The 19007-nt window shown below is 35.1% G+C and carries 18 protein-coding genes; 9 read left to right on the forward strand and 9 right to left on the reverse strand.

Translation table 11 applies throughout. The features are described from left to right. Positions 1-29 precede the first annotated feature (29 nt). The 5 genes from B6C99_RS04810 to metA all read left to right on the forward strand — a co-directional run bounded on the left by B6C99_RS04810 (position 30) and on the right by metA (position 4777). On the forward strand, positions 30-959 hold the full coding sequence (locus B6C99_RS04810; RefSeq protein WP_086358795.1) for an ABC transporter permease subunit: 930 nt from the start codon (positions 30-32) through the stop codon (positions 957-959). After that, positions 952-1812 carry an ABC transporter permease subunit gene (locus B6C99_RS04815; RefSeq protein ID WP_086358796.1) on the forward strand — a complete coding sequence of 287 codons (861 nt, stop codon included), beginning with the start codon at positions 952-954 and terminating at the stop codon, positions 1810-1812. The genes B6C99_RS04810 and B6C99_RS04815 overlap by 8 nt, the downstream gene beginning before the upstream one ends. Before the next feature lie 2 nt (positions 1813-1814). Further along, a complete protein-coding gene (gene sapD, locus B6C99_RS04820) occupies positions 1815-2804 on the forward strand; it encodes a putrescine export ABC transporter ATP-binding protein SapD (protein ID WP_086358797.1) in 990 nt (329 codons plus the stop codon). Positions 2805-2825: 21 nt separating this feature from the next. Continuing rightward, on the forward strand, positions 2826-3638 hold the full coding sequence (locus B6C99_RS04825) for an ATP-binding cassette domain-containing protein (RefSeq protein ID WP_086358798.1): 813 nt from the start codon (positions 2826-2828) through the stop codon (positions 3636-3638). A 206-nt stretch (positions 3639-3844) separates the two neighbouring features. Continuing rightward, positions 3845-4777 carry a homoserine O-succinyltransferase gene (gene metA, locus B6C99_RS04830; protein ID WP_086358799.1) on the forward strand — a complete coding sequence of 311 codons (933 nt, stop codon included), beginning with the start codon at positions 3845-3847 and terminating at the stop codon, positions 4775-4777. 108 nt (positions 4778-4885) lie between these two features. Here metA and B6C99_RS04835 read toward each other — a convergent pair whose 3' ends face one another. From B6C99_RS04835 to B6C99_RS04850, 4 genes are all read right to left on the reverse strand, one after another. Continuing rightward, on the reverse strand, positions 4886-5662 hold the full coding sequence (locus B6C99_RS04835) for a class I SAM-dependent methyltransferase (RefSeq protein ID WP_086358800.1): 777 nt from the start codon (positions 5660-5662) through the stop codon (positions 4886-4888). A 208-nt stretch (positions 5663-5870) separates the two neighbouring features. Then, positions 5871-7583 (reverse strand): dihydroxy-acid dehydratase, encoded by a 1713-nt coding sequence (ilvD, locus tag B6C99_RS04840; RefSeq protein ID WP_086358801.1) that lies wholly within the window; start codon positions 7581-7583, stop codon positions 5871-5873. 27 nt (positions 7584-7610) lie between these two features. Then, positions 7611-8879, reverse strand: a complete 1269-nt coding sequence (locus B6C99_RS04845; protein ID WP_086358802.1) for an MFS transporter — start codon at positions 8877-8879, stop codon at positions 7611-7613. Between the two features lie 14 nt (positions 8880-8893). Further along, entirely contained in the window at positions 8894-9811 is a 918-nt protein-coding gene (locus tag B6C99_RS04850) for a dihydrodipicolinate synthase family protein (RefSeq protein WP_086358803.1), read from the reverse strand. 222 nt (positions 9812-10033) lie between these two features. Between B6C99_RS04850 and B6C99_RS04855 the strand changes: the two genes are divergently transcribed. After that, on the forward strand, positions 10034-11176 hold the full coding sequence (locus B6C99_RS04855) for an iron-containing alcohol dehydrogenase (protein ID WP_086358804.1): 1143 nt from the start codon (positions 10034-10036) through the stop codon (positions 11174-11176). 52 nt (positions 11177-11228) lie between these two features. On the opposite strand, the gene B6C99_RS04860 is transcribed toward B6C99_RS04855, so the two are convergent. Next, positions 11229-11981, reverse strand: a complete 753-nt coding sequence (locus B6C99_RS04860) for an IclR family transcriptional regulator (RefSeq protein WP_034883954.1) — start codon at positions 11979-11981, stop codon at positions 11229-11231. A 257-nt stretch (positions 11982-12238) separates the two neighbouring features. On the opposite strand from B6C99_RS04860, the gene pgi reads away from it, so the two are divergent. Beyond that, complete coding sequence (gene pgi, locus B6C99_RS04865) at positions 12239-13888, forward strand: glucose-6-phosphate isomerase (RefSeq protein ID WP_086358805.1); 1650 nt, start codon at positions 12239-12241, stop codon at positions 13886-13888. 70 nt (positions 13889-13958) lie between these two features. Here pgi and crr read toward each other — a convergent pair whose 3' ends face one another. The 4 genes from crr to B6C99_RS04885 all read right to left on the reverse strand — a co-directional run bounded on the left by crr (position 13959) and on the right by B6C99_RS04885 (position 16981). Next, on the reverse strand, positions 13959-14462 hold the full coding sequence (crr, locus tag B6C99_RS04870; protein WP_086358806.1) for a PTS glucose transporter subunit IIA: 504 nt from the start codon (positions 14460-14462) through the stop codon (positions 13959-13961). 9 nt (positions 14463-14471) lie between these two features. Then, complete coding sequence (gene ptsI, locus B6C99_RS04875) at positions 14472-16199, reverse strand: phosphoenolpyruvate-protein phosphotransferase PtsI (RefSeq protein WP_086358807.1); 1728 nt, start codon at positions 16197-16199, stop codon at positions 14472-14474. 52 nt (positions 16200-16251) lie between these two features. After that, positions 16252-16509 (reverse strand): phosphocarrier protein Hpr, encoded by a 258-nt coding sequence (gene ptsH / locus B6C99_RS04880; RefSeq protein ID WP_034883950.1) that lies wholly within the window; start codon positions 16507-16509, stop codon positions 16252-16254. A gap of 139 nt (positions 16510-16648) precedes the next feature. Further along, a complete protein-coding gene (locus B6C99_RS04885; RefSeq protein WP_086358808.1) occupies positions 16649-16981 on the reverse strand; it encodes a hypothetical protein in 333 nt (110 codons plus the stop codon). 126 nt (positions 16982-17107) lie between these two features. Between B6C99_RS04885 and B6C99_RS04890 the strand changes: the two genes are divergently transcribed. Continuing rightward, the gene (locus B6C99_RS04890) at positions 17108-17650 is read left to right on the forward strand and encodes a UPF0149 family protein (protein WP_086358809.1); all 543 of its coding nucleotides are present in this window, start codon (positions 17108-17110) and stop codon (positions 17648-17650) included. A gap of 33 nt (positions 17651-17683) precedes the next feature. Beyond that, a complete protein-coding gene (gene pepP, locus B6C99_RS04895; protein WP_086358810.1) occupies positions 17684-18997 on the forward strand; it encodes a Xaa-Pro aminopeptidase in 1314 nt (437 codons plus the stop codon). Positions 18998-19007: the final 10 nt, after the last annotated feature.

Raw genomic sequence — 19007 nt, forward strand, 5'->3', positions numbered from 1 at the left:
TTGTTTTTAACTCATGATAAAGATAAACAATGATTATCTATATTTTAAAAAAAATAGTGACGTTTTTATTTATTATCTGCGTGCTTGCCCAGATTAGCTTCTGTCTGGTTTACTTTGTTCCTCAATCTACTTTTAGTCATTTAACTTTTATTGATGCCTATAGTGCTTTTTTTAAACAGTTACTACAAGGTCGATTTCGCTTAGTATCTGGTGAAACTTTACCATTTTTAGATACTCTATTAACAACGTTCGAGCTTTGTATTTTAGCGTTACTGGTGGCGTTACTTGTTGGCTTACCTTTGGGTATTTTTCTTGGATTAAGTAATATAAATTGGTTGAATGTCGCTATTCGCTTAGCGAGTTTGATATTTTATTCTTGTCCGATTGTGATGTTGGCAACAATTGTTATGTATTATCTTTCGTCAACATGGCCGATTTCAATAAAATTTGATATTTCACCATCAGTACAAGGTAGATCTTTGTTAGACATTTTAATTTCATCAAGACCAGATAAATTGACAGCATTGTTAGATCAACTTAATTATTTATTTTTGCCAACCATTATTTTAGCTATTCAGCCAAGTATTATGACTATTCAGCTAGTGAGCGAAAACGTCAAAAATACTTCAAGGCAAAACTATATTAAAATGGCAATTATTCGGGAACGTTCGCCGTTTAAAGTATTACGTCGGCATTTATTACCCAATTCAATTCCGGCTACCATTCCACAATTGACCTATAACACCACCACTTTACTGTTTTTTACCATGGTGATAGAAATCTTATTTAATCGAATTGGATTAGGTCAATGGGTGATGATGGCGTATCGTAATCATAATTATTTTATTATTTCGATAGCAATTCTTGCGTGTGGAACGGTAATAAGTTTATTAACTTTATTAGGTGAGATAACGGCTATTGCTATTTATCCATTACGTCATAAGGAACATTATGTCTAGGATAATTCAGTTAGGTAAGCGAATAAATTCATGCTTTCATCGACTTCATAGCAATTTATATCTGATTGTCAGCTTTTATGGGATTTTAGCAATTGCTTTTATTGCATTCTCAACCAAATGGTTCTTTCATGCTCATTTAAATCCTATCTACGTAACCTCCCTACCGCCAGCTTGGTGGCCTAATGGTGATATTAATCATATTTTAGGAACTACTGAGCAAGGACAGGATATTTTTGATTATTTATTAATAGGTTATCGGTCAACGATTTTAATGACTCTAAAAGCAGTTTTTTATGTCATTATAATCGGTGGAGTAATTAACTATTTAATGTTTTTTGTCGTATTTATCCGGCCTTTTATTTTATTTATCTTTAGATTTTTCATGGTAGTACCGCCATTGCTTGGGGTAATTGTTATCAGTTTGTTATTGGAAGATGATATTACTAATATATTAATTGTGATTGGTTTATCTTATGCACCACGCTTTATTTATAATATCCATCAACGGGTTATAAAAGAGTGGAATAAAACTTACATCACAGCTTATCGGCTTGATGGTTTATCTTCATTTTCTATTTTAAATCATTATATTGTACCTAATATCCTACCGGTTTATTTGACCGAGATAGTGTCATTATTTAGTTCGGTTATTTTAGCTATCACTACCATTACCTTTTTAGGCTTTGCTAATGACTTTTCTCGGCCGGATTTAGGTATGATGATGTTTAAAATGAAAGACATTATTGATGTTAATTTGTTGGCCTTTTTAGCTCCGGGTATTGCTGTTTCTGCTACAATTACGTTGGTTTACTTATTCAATTTTGGATTATATGGCCAGCGAGTAGGGCATTAATTATGGCATTATTAGACATTCGCAATTTAACCATTGAGTTTATTACTCCTGATGGCCTTTTGCGGGCAATTGATCGTGTCAATTTGAAGTTATCAGAAGGCGAAATCCGAGGTCTGGTTGGTGAATCGGGTTCAGGTAAAAGTCTGATCGCTAAAGCAATATTAGGTGTGACTAATCATAATTGGAAGATTTCTGCTGATCGTTTCTATTTTAATGATGTCGATTTGCTTAAATTGACGCCCAAGCAACGGCGAAAAGTGATAAGTGATAATATTTCGATGGTGTTCCAAGAGCCGCAATCTTGCTTGGATCCCTCAATGAAAATTGGTCAACAGTTAATCGAAGCCATTCCACGCAGAACCTTTAAAGGCCATTGGTGGCAACGCTTATTTTGGCGTAAGCATCGTGCAGTTGAATTATTGCATCGCGTTGGGATTAAAGATCACAAAGAAATCCTTAAGTCCTATCCATTTGAATTAACCGAAGGTGAATGTCAAAAAGTGATGATTGCTATAGCATTAGCCAATCAACCTAAATTATTGATTGCCGACGAACCAACTAATGCCATGGAAGCAACCACTGAAGCGCAAATTTTCAGATTACTGGCCAGTATGAATCAGAATATGGGGACGACAATTTTACTCATTAGCCATGATCTACAGATGGTTACTCGCTGGACCGATCGAATCAATGTCCTATATTGCGGACAAACCGTTGAGGTAGCTGATAGTGAAGATTTAATTAAATCACCTTATCATCCTTATACGCAAGCATTGATTTATGCTATTCCTGATTTTGGTAAAGCAATGCCCCATAAAAGCCCCTTAAATACTTTACCTGGCGTTATTCCATCATTAGAACATTTACCCATTGGCTGTCGATTGGGGCCTCGTTGTCCTTATGCACAAAAGAAATGTATACAAGCACCAGAACTTATCCCAATCAAAGATCATTCGGTAGCCTGTCATTTTCCATTAAATACTGATGAGTAATTTGAAATATAGGAATAATCAATGAACCCAATATTAAAAGTCCGCAATTTATCAAAGCGATTTAAAATCCCTAAAGGACTCTTTGGTCATTTACAAATTGATGCTGTCAAACCCTTGTCGTTTTCGTTAAATGAAGGGAAAACGTTAGCTATTATTGGACAAAATGGTTCCGGAAAATCGACATTAGCTAAAATGCTGGTTGGTATGATTAAACCAGACAGTGGCGATATTTGGATCGATGGTAATAAAGTTGAATATGGCGATTATGGGAATCGTTCGCAACTGATTCGCATGATATTCCAACATGTGGAAAGTTCTTTTGATCCAAGACTTCGTATTGGTCAATTACTGGAAATTCCACTTAAACGTAATGCTAATTATACAGCTCACGAACGAGGAAAATTGATTAATGAGGTTTTAAAACAAGTAGGTTTATTGCCGGAACACGCCTCTTATTATCCATCCGTGATGGCTGCCGGGCAAAAACAACGCGTTGCGTTAGCTAGAGCTTTAATTTTAAAACCGAAAGTGATTATTCTTGATGAAGCTTTAGCGGCTTTAGATATCTCAATGCGTTCACAAATTGTTAATTTGATGCTGTCGCTACAACAAGAACAAAATATATCTTATGTCTATGTCACACAAGATATTGGTATGATGAAACATATTAGTGACCAAATTATCGTTATGCATAATGGTGATTTGGTTGAATATGGTAATACGGCTGAAGTTTTGGCTTCACCACTAAGTGAAATCACACAAAAACTTATCAATAGCTATTTTGGTGAGGCGTTAACCGCAGATACTTGGCGGACTGATACCCGAGCAATTTAAATTCACTTCTTTGATATATAGATTATCGATAAAGGTTAACACTTAAATTCAATTAGTTTGCTATTATTCTGATTTTTTGCAATATCCTGCCTATTATTTCTAATAAAAACGCTCGACAAATTTTCTAAAACCTACTATATTTAGCTGTATAGATTTCTAGACGTCTATATAAAAATTATAAAAAGTAATTAATAGGAGCTTTTGATATGCCTATCTGTATTCCTGATTCATTACCGGCAGTAGATGTATTACGTAAGGAAAATGTATTTGTGATGACTTCAACGCGTGCTAATACTCAAGAAATTCGTCCATTAAAGCTTCTTTTTTTGAATTTAATGCCTAAAAAGATCGAAACTGAAAATCAGTTTTTACGGCTACTATCTAATTCATCTTTACAAGTCAATATTCAACTACTACGTATTGATCAGCGTGAATCAAAAAATACCCCTGTAGAGCATTTAAATAGTTTTTATTGTGATTTTGAGGATATTCGTGAACAGAATTTCGATGGTCTAATTATCACTGGCGCACCATTAGGTAAAGTTGCTTTTTCCGATGTTGTCTATTGGCCAAAGTTAGCTGAAATAATTACTTGGGCGAAAGATCATGTAACCTCAACAATGTTTGTTTGCTGGGCGGTGCAAGCGGCTTTAAATGTACTCTATGATTTACCGAAATTCACGCGTTCACAAAAGTTATCTGGCGTTTATCAACACCAAATCTTGCAACCAAATGCGATTTTAACCCGAGGTTTTGACGATACGTTTTTAGCACCACATTCGCGTAATGCTGATTTTCCAATTGATAAAATTAAAAACTATACCGATTTAAATATCTTAGCTGAGTCAGAAATCACAGGTCCATACTTAATGGCAACCGCCGATAAACGAATGGCGTTTGTAACCGGTCATCCTGAATATGACTCATTTACTTTGGCTAATGAATATTCTCGTGACTTAAAAGCTGGTATAAACCCTGAGATCCCTTATAATTACTTCCCAGAAAATAATCCCGATTTAACGCCAAAAGCGACATGGCGAAGTCATGCCTATTTACTATTTAGTAATTGGCTCAACTATTACGTTTATCAATTAACACCATTTGATTTAACGACTCGTAATTTAACAATTGATGATTAAAAATTATATAGATCAGTTGTTATTATGTTGTAATAAAGATAATTAAGCTAAATTTGACCATTTTGTTGGTTAAATTTAGTAATTAATCGATTTTATTGAAAACCTATTTTATTCCTTTTCGGCTATTATTAAGAACATTGGTGTTGAATGATAATTAATTTGTTCAATTTCATCCCAAACTATCTTTGATATATCATTTTGTATATGAATATTTTTATAACCGATTGATTGTAGAATATTCATATCCCATTCAGGTCTGATTTTTTGACTTAACGGTAGTAATCTGGCGATCCGTTCCATTTCGTGGGTATCGGTTTGTCGATAATGATCGTCTATACCACAATTGGCTGTATTTTCTCTGTCTTGCATGTATTGTGAATGAAGATCTTTATTAAAAAGGAATAAGTACCAGTTTGCATCAAAATTAAGTAATTTTCCTTGAGAATTTAGTACCCGCAACCATTCTTGATAAGCTACAGTGGGATTATTTAGGTTCCAAGTTACATTACGTAACACAATTAAATCAAAATTATTATCGTCAAACGGTAAGCAATGAACATCTGATAAAACAAAATTAACTTTTACCCGATATTGAGAGGCATTGTCTTTTGCTTGATCTATCATCGCTTGAGTAACATCAACCGCAGTTACTTCATGGCCCGCTAAAGCTAAGGTAATCGCCAAAAAACCAGGACCGGTTCCAATGTCTAATATCCGTAATTTATTCTTGTTAGGAGCATGGTTTAAGATTAACTTTTGCCAGATTTTTCTTTTATCCGTTGCCAGTTCGTCTTGGTTAGTTTGGCTGTATCCTTTCGCTCGGTTTGTCCAATAGATAATAAGATCTTGCAAAAGATTATTATCATTATTATTCGCTACTAGCACTTAGTTTCTCGCTTTTTTAAATAATTTTTAATTGTGAGACAGTTAGTATAATCATTATTACTCAATAAGATAATATCTACTACTATAACTTTATAGATAAGTTTTTAGTATTAGAAAATAGGATATTATTTGAGATAGTTAAAGGTAAATTTTAGCGTGAATGATTTGAAATGCCACCAATGTAGATAGGTGGCACTTTGTATCAATTTTATTCTATATAGGCACCGGCCATTAATGATTTAGCTCTTTCCGTATATTGTTTAAATACACCTTTTCGTTTTGAATAATCGGGAGGTGTCCATTTTTGCTTACGTTTAGTAAATATTTCAGCAATTTCTTCTGCAGATTTAATTTCACCATTAATACCAATAATATTAAGTTTTCTAGCATGCACATAGATTTCGACAATATCATTATCTTCAACAAGTGCAATTGGACCGCCATCCGCAGCTTCAGGAGATACGTGACCAATGCATGGACCATGTGTTGCTCCCGAAAAACGTCCATCGGTGACCAATGCGACACTACCATTAAGACGCTTATCAAAGACAATTGCATCGGTGGTCATTAGCATTTCTGGCGCACCTGAACCTTTTGGCCCTTCATAACAAATGAAAATAACATCACCAGGATTAACCTTATTATTAATAATAGCCTCTTGAGCTGCTTCTTCCGAATTATAAACTTTGGCTGGTCCAGTATGTTTATGCATATCAGGACTACAGGCAGTATATTTTATAACTGCACCATCTGGCGCTATATTGCCTTTTAAAACAGCGATGGATCCCATTTTTTCTTTGTTAGGTTGGCGAATTAAATCATTTCGTTCTAATTTGTAATTATGCAAATATCCTAAATTACGGTCAAAGAAACCGGTTTGCTGCATCATTTCCAAATTATCACCTAAAGACTGTCCTGTAACTGTCATTACATCAAGATCGAGTAAATCCTTAATCATCCATTGAACCATAGGAATACCACCAGCAAACCATAATAATTCAGTTACATATTGTCCGCTTGGTTGCACATTTGTAAGGTATGGTACGGTGTTATTAATTCGATCAAATACATCTGCGGTTAATTCAAATCCTGATGCATGGGCGATAGCCGGTAAATGAATAAGCGCATTTGTACTACCACTGATAGCAGCGTGTACTTTAATGGCATTTTCAAATGCAGCAGGTGTAAGTATTTTACGAGAGGTTATTCCTTCTTTAGCTAGATACATGGCATGGTGGCCTGCTGATCTAGCCATCCTGCGAATTTCAGACATGGTCGAAGGTGCTAATGCGCTTCCTGGTAGTGCTAACCCGAGTGCTTCTGACATGCATTGCATTGTACTTGCGGTACCCATGAATTGACATGCACCAGCGGTAGGACAACCACATCTTTGTAAGGTTTGAATTTGTTTGATATCAATTTCACCTTTTTTATATTGTGCAGTGGCACCGCCTAAGTCTGATGTCGTCATATTAGGAGCAGGGCGCATTGAACCACCAGGAACATGAACTAACGGAATGTCAAGTCGTGCAGCTGCAATAAGGTGAGCAGGTACTGATTTATCACAACTAGAAATAAGTACTGCTGCATCATATGGTATGACAGAACCGTGAATTTCGACCATATTAGCAATCGCTTCCCTTGAGGCTAATATATAATTCATGCCATCATGACCTTGTCCCCAGCCATCACAAATATCTGTAACATGGCTACGTACTGAACGTCCACCTCGCTCATGAACGCCAAGAACAACTTCATAACCTAAACTATCGAGATGATAACTGCCCGGATGACTTTCCCCATAACAGTCATCAATAAGAACTTGTGGTTTTTCAGTATCTTCAACGGTATAATTCATGCCCATTCGTAATGCATCTAATTGTGACCATAGATCTCTGGCAAATTTACATTTTTGTTGCATAATTTCCTCCAATGCTTTTTTAATTTTTTATTTTGTTGGTTTTGCGGTTACAGCAGGTAGCGTGAATAATAGAATAATTGCAATGATTAAAGCCCCAACTAAGGTATATAGTCCTGCATTTTTACTTACGGTAACGGTTAATAAACCAACTAGATATGGCCCGATAAATCCTCCTAGATTACCAAGGGCATTGATTGTTCCTCGTACTCCACCTAAAACATTTGATGGGAATAATAGTGGTGGTAATGTCCAAAATGGGCCGGCGTATGCTTGTAGGAAAAAGCCACATAAAACCATCATTCCATAAGCAAGCCATGTACTGTTTTCTAATAATATAGATAACGTTAAACATACAGCAAACCCAATCATAGGAATTGCAGTATAGAGCCTACGATTCATGGTTTGGTCACATAATTTAGCAATATAGTATTGTCCAAATATACAAAGAATGTATGGTGCTGCGGTTAATAGTCCAACAATAGACATACCACTACCGGTTAATTGTTTAATTAACATTGGCATCCAAAGGGCAAAACCGTAAAAACCAATTTGGAAGAAGAAATAGATAGCAACCAGTTTCCATAAGTTGATACTACTTAATACTGTTTTAACACTTGCTTTGTCATCTAATTTTATAAGCGCTTTATCTTCGGCAAATTGTTGGTTTAACCAATTTAATTCTTTAGGATCTAGCCATTTAGCTTGATGAGGATAATCAGAAACAAGAGGCATCCAAACAAAGAGTAATGCTAAAGATATAATACCTTCAATGATAAACATTTCTCTCCAACCCCAAGCTTCAATTAACCAACCAGATAATGGACCGGTAATGATAGATGCTGCCGCTAAATTCATTTGGAAAAATGCAATTGCTCTGGCTCTTTCATGATTTGGAAACCAATGCCCAATCAATGCCAATATAGCAGGGTATACTCCCCCTTCAGCTACCCCCAATATAAAACGTATGATAAGTAATTGAATGGGATCTCGAACAAATCCTGTTATTGCAGCAAAACCACCCCAAACAACAATAGTCCATGCGATAAATTTTTTGGCGCTATAGCGTTCAGCGATTTGACCACCGGGAATTTGTAAAAATATATAGCCAATAAAAAAGATCCCTGCGACAAGACCTGCGAAAGACGCGGTCATACCTAAGTCTTTATTCATTCCTCCGGCAATACCAATGGCAATATTTGTTCTGTCCATATATGCCACGATATACACCAGAATGGTAGCCGGAATTATATGCTTCCAACGCCCTTTAGGAATTGTTTTATCTTCTGTATTATTCATATGGATGCCTCCAATTATTTATTTATAATAGGAATTTGAGCAGACTCTAATACTTGAATTAATAGGTCTTTTTTGTTTTTTGGTAGTTTTGTTACCGGCGCTAAAACCTCAGTTGAAATATCTACTCCAGTTAGTTTGATAGCTTGTTTAATAACCCCAAAGAAAGGCGATTCAATCGCATAAACCGGCATTAATTTTGCTAATTGACGCTGTAATTTAAATGCGGTTTCGTAATCTTTTTTAATGAATGCGTTATAAATTCCCTTGGTGATTTTCGGGGCAAAATTAAATGTTGCAGGAATGCCACCATGACCACCAAGAATAAGCGTGTCTAACATATATTCATCAAATCCACTGAAGATGATAAAATCTGGACGGAAGGCGTGAACTCTGTTGATGACTTCTCGGGTATGGCTTATGTTATCAATGGTGTCTTTCAAACCAATAATATTTGGCTGCTCCTTGGCTAATCGAGTAATAACATCAATACCAATATCTTGGCCGGTTAATGCCGGGAAATTGTAAAGTAGCACTGGTATATCAAGATTTTCAGCGATAGTTTTATAATGGTGATAAATGGCATCACTATTCAATAAAGCATAATATGGATTAACTACTAAGACGGCATCTGCGCCTATTTGTGCTGCATGTTGACCATATTGAATAGTTTCTTTGGTACTTGGACTGGATATTCCAATCATCACCGGAATGCGTTTATTGATATGTTTTACCGCAAATTCAGCAACTTCAAGTCGGAGTTTCGGAGGCATATGACAAAATTCACCACCACTCCCTAAAATCAAAACGCCATCAGCTTCATTATCGATCAGATGATCTAATAGATTAGCCATTCCTTTTTTATCCAGTTCCCCATGTTTATCTACAATTGTTGGCACGGGTGGGAATATCCCTTTAAATTTTGCTAAACTCATTTTTTCTCCTTTGTTCATAATATAGAACTTTATTTCTTTCTTGTGAACAAATTATTAAAGAAAAAATTTTGAATTGCAATGCATTAATTCAAAAGAAAATTAATTTTGTGATCCTCCTCTCATTGTAAAAAATATTTTTTCGGCAAGTTTATTTTTTCCGTATAATGAAATTAAGTTCTTTTTGTGGGATTTTTTGAAATATGATTAATTAAAGAGGTAAATATGATTTATTACATTCCACCCGTTAATTTATTAGGAAAAGGATGTCTATCTGAGTTAGGGGTAGCGGTTAAAAAACTAAATTGCCAAAAGGCATTTGTGGTTAGTGACAAGTTTTTAGTCGGTAATGGTACGGTAGATAGAGTAGTCGATATTTTAGCCAAAGAGGGAATTGAATCGGTTATTTTTTATGATGTTAAACCCAATCCTACCGTTGCTAATGTTGAAAATGCACTAAAATTATGTCAAGAATCTAAATGTGATTTTGTGGTTTCTATTGGTGGTGGATCACCTCAGGATTGTGGTAAAGCGGTTGCGGTGTTAGCAACTAATGGTGGCAAAATTACCGATTATGAAGGGATGCATAAAAGTAAACATAAATGTTTACCTATCGTGGCAATAGCAACTACCGCAGGTACTTCTGCCGAAGTTACTATCAATTACGTGATTACTGATGAAAGCAGACACGTAAAAATGATTATGGTTGATCCAAATACACTGGCATCAATAACGGTTAGTGATCCCGATTTAATGATTTCTAAACCAGCAAATTTAACTGCAGCAACCGGTATGGATGCGTTAACTCATGCAATAGAAGCGGTGGTTGCTAAAGGGGCGATGGATGTCACTGATTCGACCGCACTGTATGCAATTGGTCAAACCTTTAAATATTTGGCGCGCGCGGTTAAAAATGGTAACGATATTGAAGCCAGAGAACAGATGAGTTATGCCTGCTTTTTAAATGGTATTGCTTTTAGTAATGCAGGTTTAGGTAATGTGCATGCGATGGCACATCAACTAGGTGGTCTCTATGATTTACCTCATGGGGTCTGTAATGCCATGCTATTATCGGTAGTTGAAAAGGAAAATGCGAAACATGCTCCAGAAAAATTTAGAGCGATTGCCGAAACAATTGGATTAGATACTAAAGATAAAACCGATCAAGAATGTGTTGATTATGTGATAAAAAGAATTGAAGATTTAGCACAAGAAGTCGGTATTCCTAAATCATTGAAGGAGTTAGGCGTCGATAATCCTGATTTTGAGTTGTTGGCAGAAAATTCAATGAAGGATGCTTGTGCCGGTGCTAACTCCGTCTTTTTTGATAAACAAAAACTTATTGAGCTATTTAAGAAGATAGCTTAATGAGTTATGGATTAAAATAGTTAAAATAATATTGAATCATTATGATTCAATATTATTGAAACTTGCTAGTCAGTTGTTGACATGCTTTACGCACTAGCTCTGAATATTTTTCGATCTTCTCTACCGGTAGTTGAAAAAGCACACCAGAAATACTAATCGCCGCAATTGGTTCATGATTTTTATTAAAAATGGGAGCAGCGATACAATGGACACCTTTTACATCTTCCTGATTGTCATAGGCCCAACCTTGCGAGCGAATTTTCGCTAGCTCTTTTTTTAACTGTTTTTTGCTGGTAATTGTGGTGTCGGTATATTTAACCAATTTATCTTCTGGTATAAGTTGATCGATTTTCTCATCTGGCAACCATGCTATCAATGCTTTACCAATACCGGAACTATGCAGAGGTAATTTTTTGCCTATCCAAGTACGAATACCGATAGCTTGGTCATTTTCAATTTTTGCAATATAGACTGAATATAAACCATCTAACACACCTAGATGGCAAGTTAAATTGGTTTGATCTCTTAATTTTGACATCAACGGTTCCGCTATTTTTGTGATATCAAACTGTTCCAGCGATTTATCACCCCATTCATGCAATTTTAATCCAAGATAATACTGGTTCTGATCTTGACGCAAGATACCATGCATAACTAATGCATTAAGTAGGGTTGAAGTACTACTTTTGGGTAAATTAAGATCCTGAAATATTTGACTAAAAGTTGCACCTTTGTGATTATCTAAATAATCACAAATGCGTACTATTTTATCTAATGCAGGTACTAGAGTTTGAATATTTGGCATGAAATATCCTAATATAATAATGTCAAAAATTTAGTTATTTTATTGGTACTAATTAGTTAGAAAATTATTTTTTGAACGGTTATATGTATCAAATAGCTTATCTGTAACATTATATTCAAGTTATTTGATTAGGAAAAGAAAATAACTTTTATTATTTTTTATTTTAACTTAATTTGAAAGAATAAATCCTTATCTTGCATCATGTTAGGCATAGTTATATTATGGTTAATAGTGCTATATTAATTAAGGAATAAGTCATGTTAAAGTCAATTGATCCAACAACTACTTCCGCCTGGAAGTCCCTTCAAGCTAGTTATCAAAAGCATCACGCTAAAACAATTGCCCAAATTCTAAAAGATGAACCTAAGCGAGTTGAAAAGTTAAGTATTCCTTTTGAAGATGAGTTCTTGGTTGATCTTGCAAAAAATCGTGTAACGCAAGAGACATTAGAAATTCTTTATAAACTTGCCGATGAATGTGATTTAAATGGTGCAACTAAGGCTATGTACAGCGGTGAAAAAATTAATCGCACAGAAAATCGCGCCGTTTTGCATGTTGCGCTTCGTAATGTATCAAATTCACCAATTTATGTTGATGGTAAAAATGTTATGGATGATGTCAATGCAGTGCTTGCTAAGATGGAATCCTTTAGTAAAAAAATTATTAGTGGTGATTGGAAAGGTTATACTGGTAAAGCAATTACCGATGTAGTTAATATCGGTATTGGTGGTTCAGATTTAGGGCCACATATGATAACCGAAGCACTAAGGCCTTATAAAAATCATTTAACTATGCACTTTGTTTCAAATGTTGATGGTACGCATATTGTTGAAGCTTTAAAGGGTTTAAATCCAGAAACTACGTTATTTTTAGTTGCCTCAAAAACGTTTACAACTCAAGAAACGATGACCAATGCGCAAACGGCTCGTCAATGGTTACTTGATGTAGCAAAAGATGAGAAAGCCGTTGCGCTTCACTTTGTGGCGTTATCAACTAATGCCAAAGAAGTTGAAAAATTTGGTATTGATACAGCTAATATGTTTGAATTTTGGGATTGGGTAGGTGGTCGTTATTCTTCTTGGTCAGCTATCGGTTTATCGATTGTCCTTTCAATTGGCTTTGAAAACTTTAAACAGTTTTTAGCTGGTGGCCATGCAATGGATAAACATTTCCAAAGCGCTCCAATTGAAAAAAATATTCCGACTTTACTTGCTTTAATTGGTATTTGGTACAATAACTTTTATGGTGCCGAAACCGAAGCGATTCTACCTTATGATCAATATATGCATCGTTTTGCCGCCTACTTCCAGCAAGGTAATATGGAATCAAATGGTAAAAGTGTTGATCGTAATGGTAACAAAACTGGTTATACAACCGGCCCAATTATTTGGGGAGAGCCGGGCACAAATGGTCAGCACGCTTTTTATCAATTAATTCATCAAGGTACTAAACTTATTCCTTGTGATTTTATTGCGCCAGCCATTAGTCACAATCCGGTTGGTGATCATCATCCGAAGTTACTTTCTAATTTTTTTGCTCAAACAGAAGCTTTAGCTTTTGGTAAGACAGCTCAACAAGTAGAACAAGAGTTTGTTGCTGCGGGTAAAACACTCGATGAAGTTAAATCTATTGTTCCATTTAAAGTCTTTGAAGGTAACAAACCAACCAACTCTATTTTAGTCAAGAAAATCACGCCTTATACATTAGGGGCACTGGTAGCGATGTACGAACATAAGATCTTTACCCAAGGTATTATTCTTAATATCTTTAGTTTTGATCAATGGGGAGTTGAGCTTGGTAAGCAATTAGCTGGCCGAATTTTACCGGAATTAGCTGATGATAAACCGGTGAGTTCTCATGATGATTCTACTAATAATCTAATTAATCAATATAAGAAATGGCGTTAACCACTATTTTGTGAATTGAATAAATAAAAAAAACCTTCAGCTTCTAAACTGAAGGTTTTTTTATAACTGATTATTTTTTAACACGCATTATTGGTGTTTTGCCCGCTTCAACTGAACCTGTTAGTTTAGTTAATTCAATGACGGTTTCCATATTTGAAATAACCACTGGGGTTAATACCGATTTAGCTCTACTTTCAAGTAAAGGTAGATCGATTTCAATGATAGTATCACCAATTTTAACTTGTTGTCCTTCTTCGGCAACGCGAGTAAACCCTTCACCTTTTAATTCAACAGTATCTATACCAAAGTGAACAAAAAGCTCGATACCTTCATCTGATTCAATAGCAAAGGCATGATTGGTTTCGAAAATTTTACCAATTTTACCATTTAATGGTGCAACAATTTTGTTACCAGAAGGTTTGATAGCTACGCCGTCACCAACGATTTTTTCTGCAAAAACAACATCGGGCACATCTTCAATTTTAACGATTTCACCACTAAGAGGTGCAATAATTTCGATGTTATGTTTGTTATCATCAGATACAAATTGTTTGATTTTATCAAATAACCCCATCATGGCCTCCTAACAAATTTGCTTTTCAGCAGTATATTTTTCAATTAAATCGGTTACTTCTTTAGCTGTTGCTTTTTCAAGAACTGTGTCAGCAAATTTCTTCGCTTCTTCATAATTAGTATTACGAATTAGTTTTTTAATTTTAGGAATTGATACTGCACTCATACTAAACTCATCAAGACCCATACCAAGTAATAAAATTGTTGCTCTTTCGTCACCGGCAAGTTCACCACACATTCCAGTCCATTTACCTTCTTGGTGAGACGCATCGATTACATTTTTAATCAAGGTTAATACTGATGGTGAAAGTGGATTATAAAGATGTGAAATCAGTTCATTACCACGGTCAACAGCAAGTGTATATTGGGTTAAATCGTTAGTACCAATACTAAAGAAGTCAACTTCTTTAGCTAAGTGACGAGCAATGACCGCTGCCGCTGGTGTTTCTATCATAACACCGATTTCAATGTTTTTATCAAATGCTTTGCCCTCAGAAGTTAATTGTTCTTTAAGGATGTTAATTTCAGATTTTAAGATACGAATCTCTTCAACCGAAATAATCATTGGGAACATAATACGTAATTTACCAAATGCAGAGGCACGTAAAATTGCACGTAACTGAGCATGTAAGATTTCTTTACGGTCTAAACAGATACGAATTGCTCGCCAACCTAAGAATGGGTTTTCTTCTTTTGGTAAATGCATATAAGGTACATCTTTGTCACCACCAATATCCATGGTACGAACAATAACCGATAGGCCATTAGTTGATTCAGCAACTTCTTTATATGCTTTGAATTGTTCGTCTTCATTAGGATACGCATCACGATCCATAAATAAGAATTCAGTACGATAAAGACCAACACCTTCATAACCATTACGATCTGCGCCAGCAATATCACGAACCGTACCGATATTGGCACAAATTTCAACTTGATGACCATCAAGGGTCACAGCTGGTAAGTCTTTTAATTTTGCTAACTCTTCTTTATCAGCAAGATATTTGGTTTGAACTTGTTTTAATTTTTCTTGAGTTGCGTGATCTGGATTAATGTAAATAGCGTTGTTGATGGCATCTAAAATAACAAAATCACCTTGTTTAATTGCTTGTGTTGCATTAGAGGTGCCAACGATAGCTGGAATTTCTAATGAACGAGCCATGATAGATGTATGTGACGTACGGCCGCCGGCATCGGTGATAAAACCTAAGACCATATCTAAATTTAATTGTGCAGTCTCAGATGGAGTTAAATCAGTCGCAACTAAAATACAAGGTTGGCTAATAGCACTTAAATCAACTATTTCAATACCTAAAATATTTTTTAGCAATCGTTTACCAATATCTCGGATATCGGCTGCACGTTCTTTTAGATATTCATCATCTAAGTTCTCTAACTCTTTTGCTTGGGTTTCAAATACAGATTGGACTGCAGCATCGGCACTTGAGTGTTTACTTTTGATACGTGAAATAACTTCTTGTTCAAGATCTTCATCTTCAAGAAGCATAATATGACCTTCAAAAATAGCAGCTTTATCCTCACCTAAAGTGGTTTTTGCTCGCTCCATGATGGCATGTAATTGTTCGCTTGATTTTTCACGCGCCTCTTTGAAGCGATCAATTTCAGCATCAATTTTGTTATCTAGAATTTGCCTATTATTAATAACAATAGGTTCTTCTTTTAATAATAACGCTTTTGCAAAAGCGATACCGGGGGAAACAAGTATACCTGATACCATAACATTTAATCCTTATCTAATATTAAAACCGTTTAAAGCTAATATGGGAGTTTTATTCCAATTCAGGAATTAATTTTACTAAGTGAGCTACTGCTTCTTTTTCATCTTCACCTTCAGCTGAAATAGTAATAGTAGTTCCTTGAGTTAATCCTAGTGTTTGTAATTTAAATAAGCTTTTAGCACTAGCACTTTTTCCATTTGATGTGACTGTAATTTCAGAATTGAAATTTTTAGCTTCCTTTACGAATTGTGCAGCAGGGCGGGTATGAAGACCGTTCGATGCAGTAATGGTTACATCTTGCTTATACATAATCATTTAACTCCCAAAAATATTTGTTCATGCGACAATATAAATAAAAACAGCTTGAAAGGCTAGTAAGATTTCACAGATATGTAACATTTAGTCAATCTTATTCGCCATAATCTTCAATGTTAGCTGATATATATTATTAATATTGGTAAATCCGAGTGACTTTATCACTACATTTTTTAAATTCAACCTGCCCGTGAATTCCTTGTTTGATATTTTCATATACCATCTCCTCTGTACCATCTAGTTGTGAGGCCTGGATCTCTTCTCGGCAGAAAAATTCAAATTTATCAAGTTCTTGGTCACTATTACCTAACTGATAATTTTTAGGTAAATCTTGGTTGGTTATAAAGGTATTTACTTTATTCCGTACATCAAGAACAATTATACCTTTGTTTGGTATCCATGAACTACAAGCAGTTAAAGATATAACTATGTATAGCGATGTTAAAATTAATCTTAAAATGTTCAAAATAATTCCTTTATAAAGCACAATAACCTGTTTATTATTTACAGCTAGGCGCAAATTATATACTAATAATGTGTGAAAGTGCAGGGGGTGTATTTTTACCGTTATTACAAAACAAAGGTGGAATTAATGACAGATAGCAAAATTTATGATGAGCTTAATCGTCAACTTATTCAAAATAAAATTGGTATAACCGCCGCTGAATTACATGGATTTTTAACTGGTATCTTGGCCGGAGGAAATCATGACGAGAGCTGGAGAGTGTTAGTGCAAGACATGTTAAATGATGGGCAAAAAATTGCTGAACCGTTAAATAAGCAAATAGAAAAATTATATCATTCAACAAAACAACAACTTATTGATGAAGATTTTGAGTTCCAACTTTTACTTGGTGAACAAGATTTGTTTCACCAAATTGATGATTTAGTTGGCTGGGTAAATCATTTTTTATTAGGTATTGGTTTAGTTCAACCTAAACTTAATCGGCTTAAAGGTGATGTAGGTGAAGCAATATACGACCTAAGACAGATAGTTAAACTCGGCTATGATGAAGATGAAGATCAGCAAGAGCTAGGTTTTGCATTTGAAGAGATCAAAGAGTACGTTCGAATTACGGCGATCTTATGTTTTGATGAATTTAATGAATCTGATATCACCCCAACTCTTCATTAGAATGCTGTATTATTGATTATTAAGGTAAACGCTATGATATATATTCAAACAAAGGCAGAACTGTTAGCTCGACGAAATAAATTATTGGCACAGATGGAGTTAAATAGCATTGCCTTATTTTTTGCTTCGCCAGAAGTTAAGCGAAGTAATGATACCCATTATCCTTATCGACAAGATAGTGATTTTTGGTATTTTACTTCTTTTGTTGAACCAGAAGCACTTTTTGTGGTAATTAAACAGTCAGATAGTAAACCACGTTATATTTTATTTAATCGTAAAAAAGATCCTTTAGCTGAAACATGGACCGGATATCGTTTAGGTCAACAAGCTGCACTAGAAAAAGTTTTAGTAGATGAAGCCTATCTTTTTGATGAGATTGATGAAGTTTTGCCTAATTTAATCAATGGTAAAAAAGCTATTTATCATGCTGACCAACTATATCATTATGCTGACGAGATAATTAAAAAAACACTTAACTCGTTACGGCAAGGTGGTCGATTCAAACTTTCAGCTCCAAGCATAGTTATTGATTGGCGGCCAATCGTTCATGAAATGCGCATGTTTAAGTCTGAATATGAAATCGCCATTTTACGACAAGCTTGTGAAATCAGTGCGCAGGCACATATTCGAGCAATGCAAAAATGTAAGCCCAATTTGTTTGAATATCAATTAGAAGCCGAAATCTTACATGAGTTTGCTCGGTTAGGTGCTCGTTGGCCGTCATATAACACCATCGTTGGTGGTGGTAATAATGGTTGTATATTGCATTATGAAAATAATAGCGACAAGTTGCAAGATGGTGATTTAGTCTTGATTGATGCAGGTTGTGAATACCAATATTATGCCGGAGATATCACTCGAACATTTCCGGTTAATGGTCGCTTCAATTTAGCTCAACGCGAAATATATGACATAGTATTAAATGCACAATATACCGCTATCAAATTATTAAAACCTGGTACTTCGATATCCTCAGTGAATCAAGAAATTATTAGGATGATGGTTGAAGGGTTAGTGAAGTTGGGAATTATGCAAGGAGATGTTGAAACATTGATTGCTAATAAAGCTTATCTAGCGTTTTATATGCATGGATTAGGCCATTGGTTAGGTATTGATGTGCATGATGTTGGCAGTGATCGCGATCGTCTACTGGAACCAGGTATGGTCTTAACGGTAGAACCAGGACTCTATATTAATAAAGATGCTGATGTTCCTGAACGTTATAAGGGTATTGGTATTCGGATTGAAGACAATATTTTAATTACCGACGCTGGCAACCAAGTTTTAACAGCAACAGTGCCTAAAGATCCTCAACAAATTGAACTTATAATGCAAAACAACCAATGAATCTAAATAA

It is taken from the genome of Gilliamella sp. N-G2 (assembly GCF_002142215.1).
Lineage (GTDB): Bacteria > Pseudomonadota > Gammaproteobacteria > Enterobacterales > Orbaceae > Gilliamella.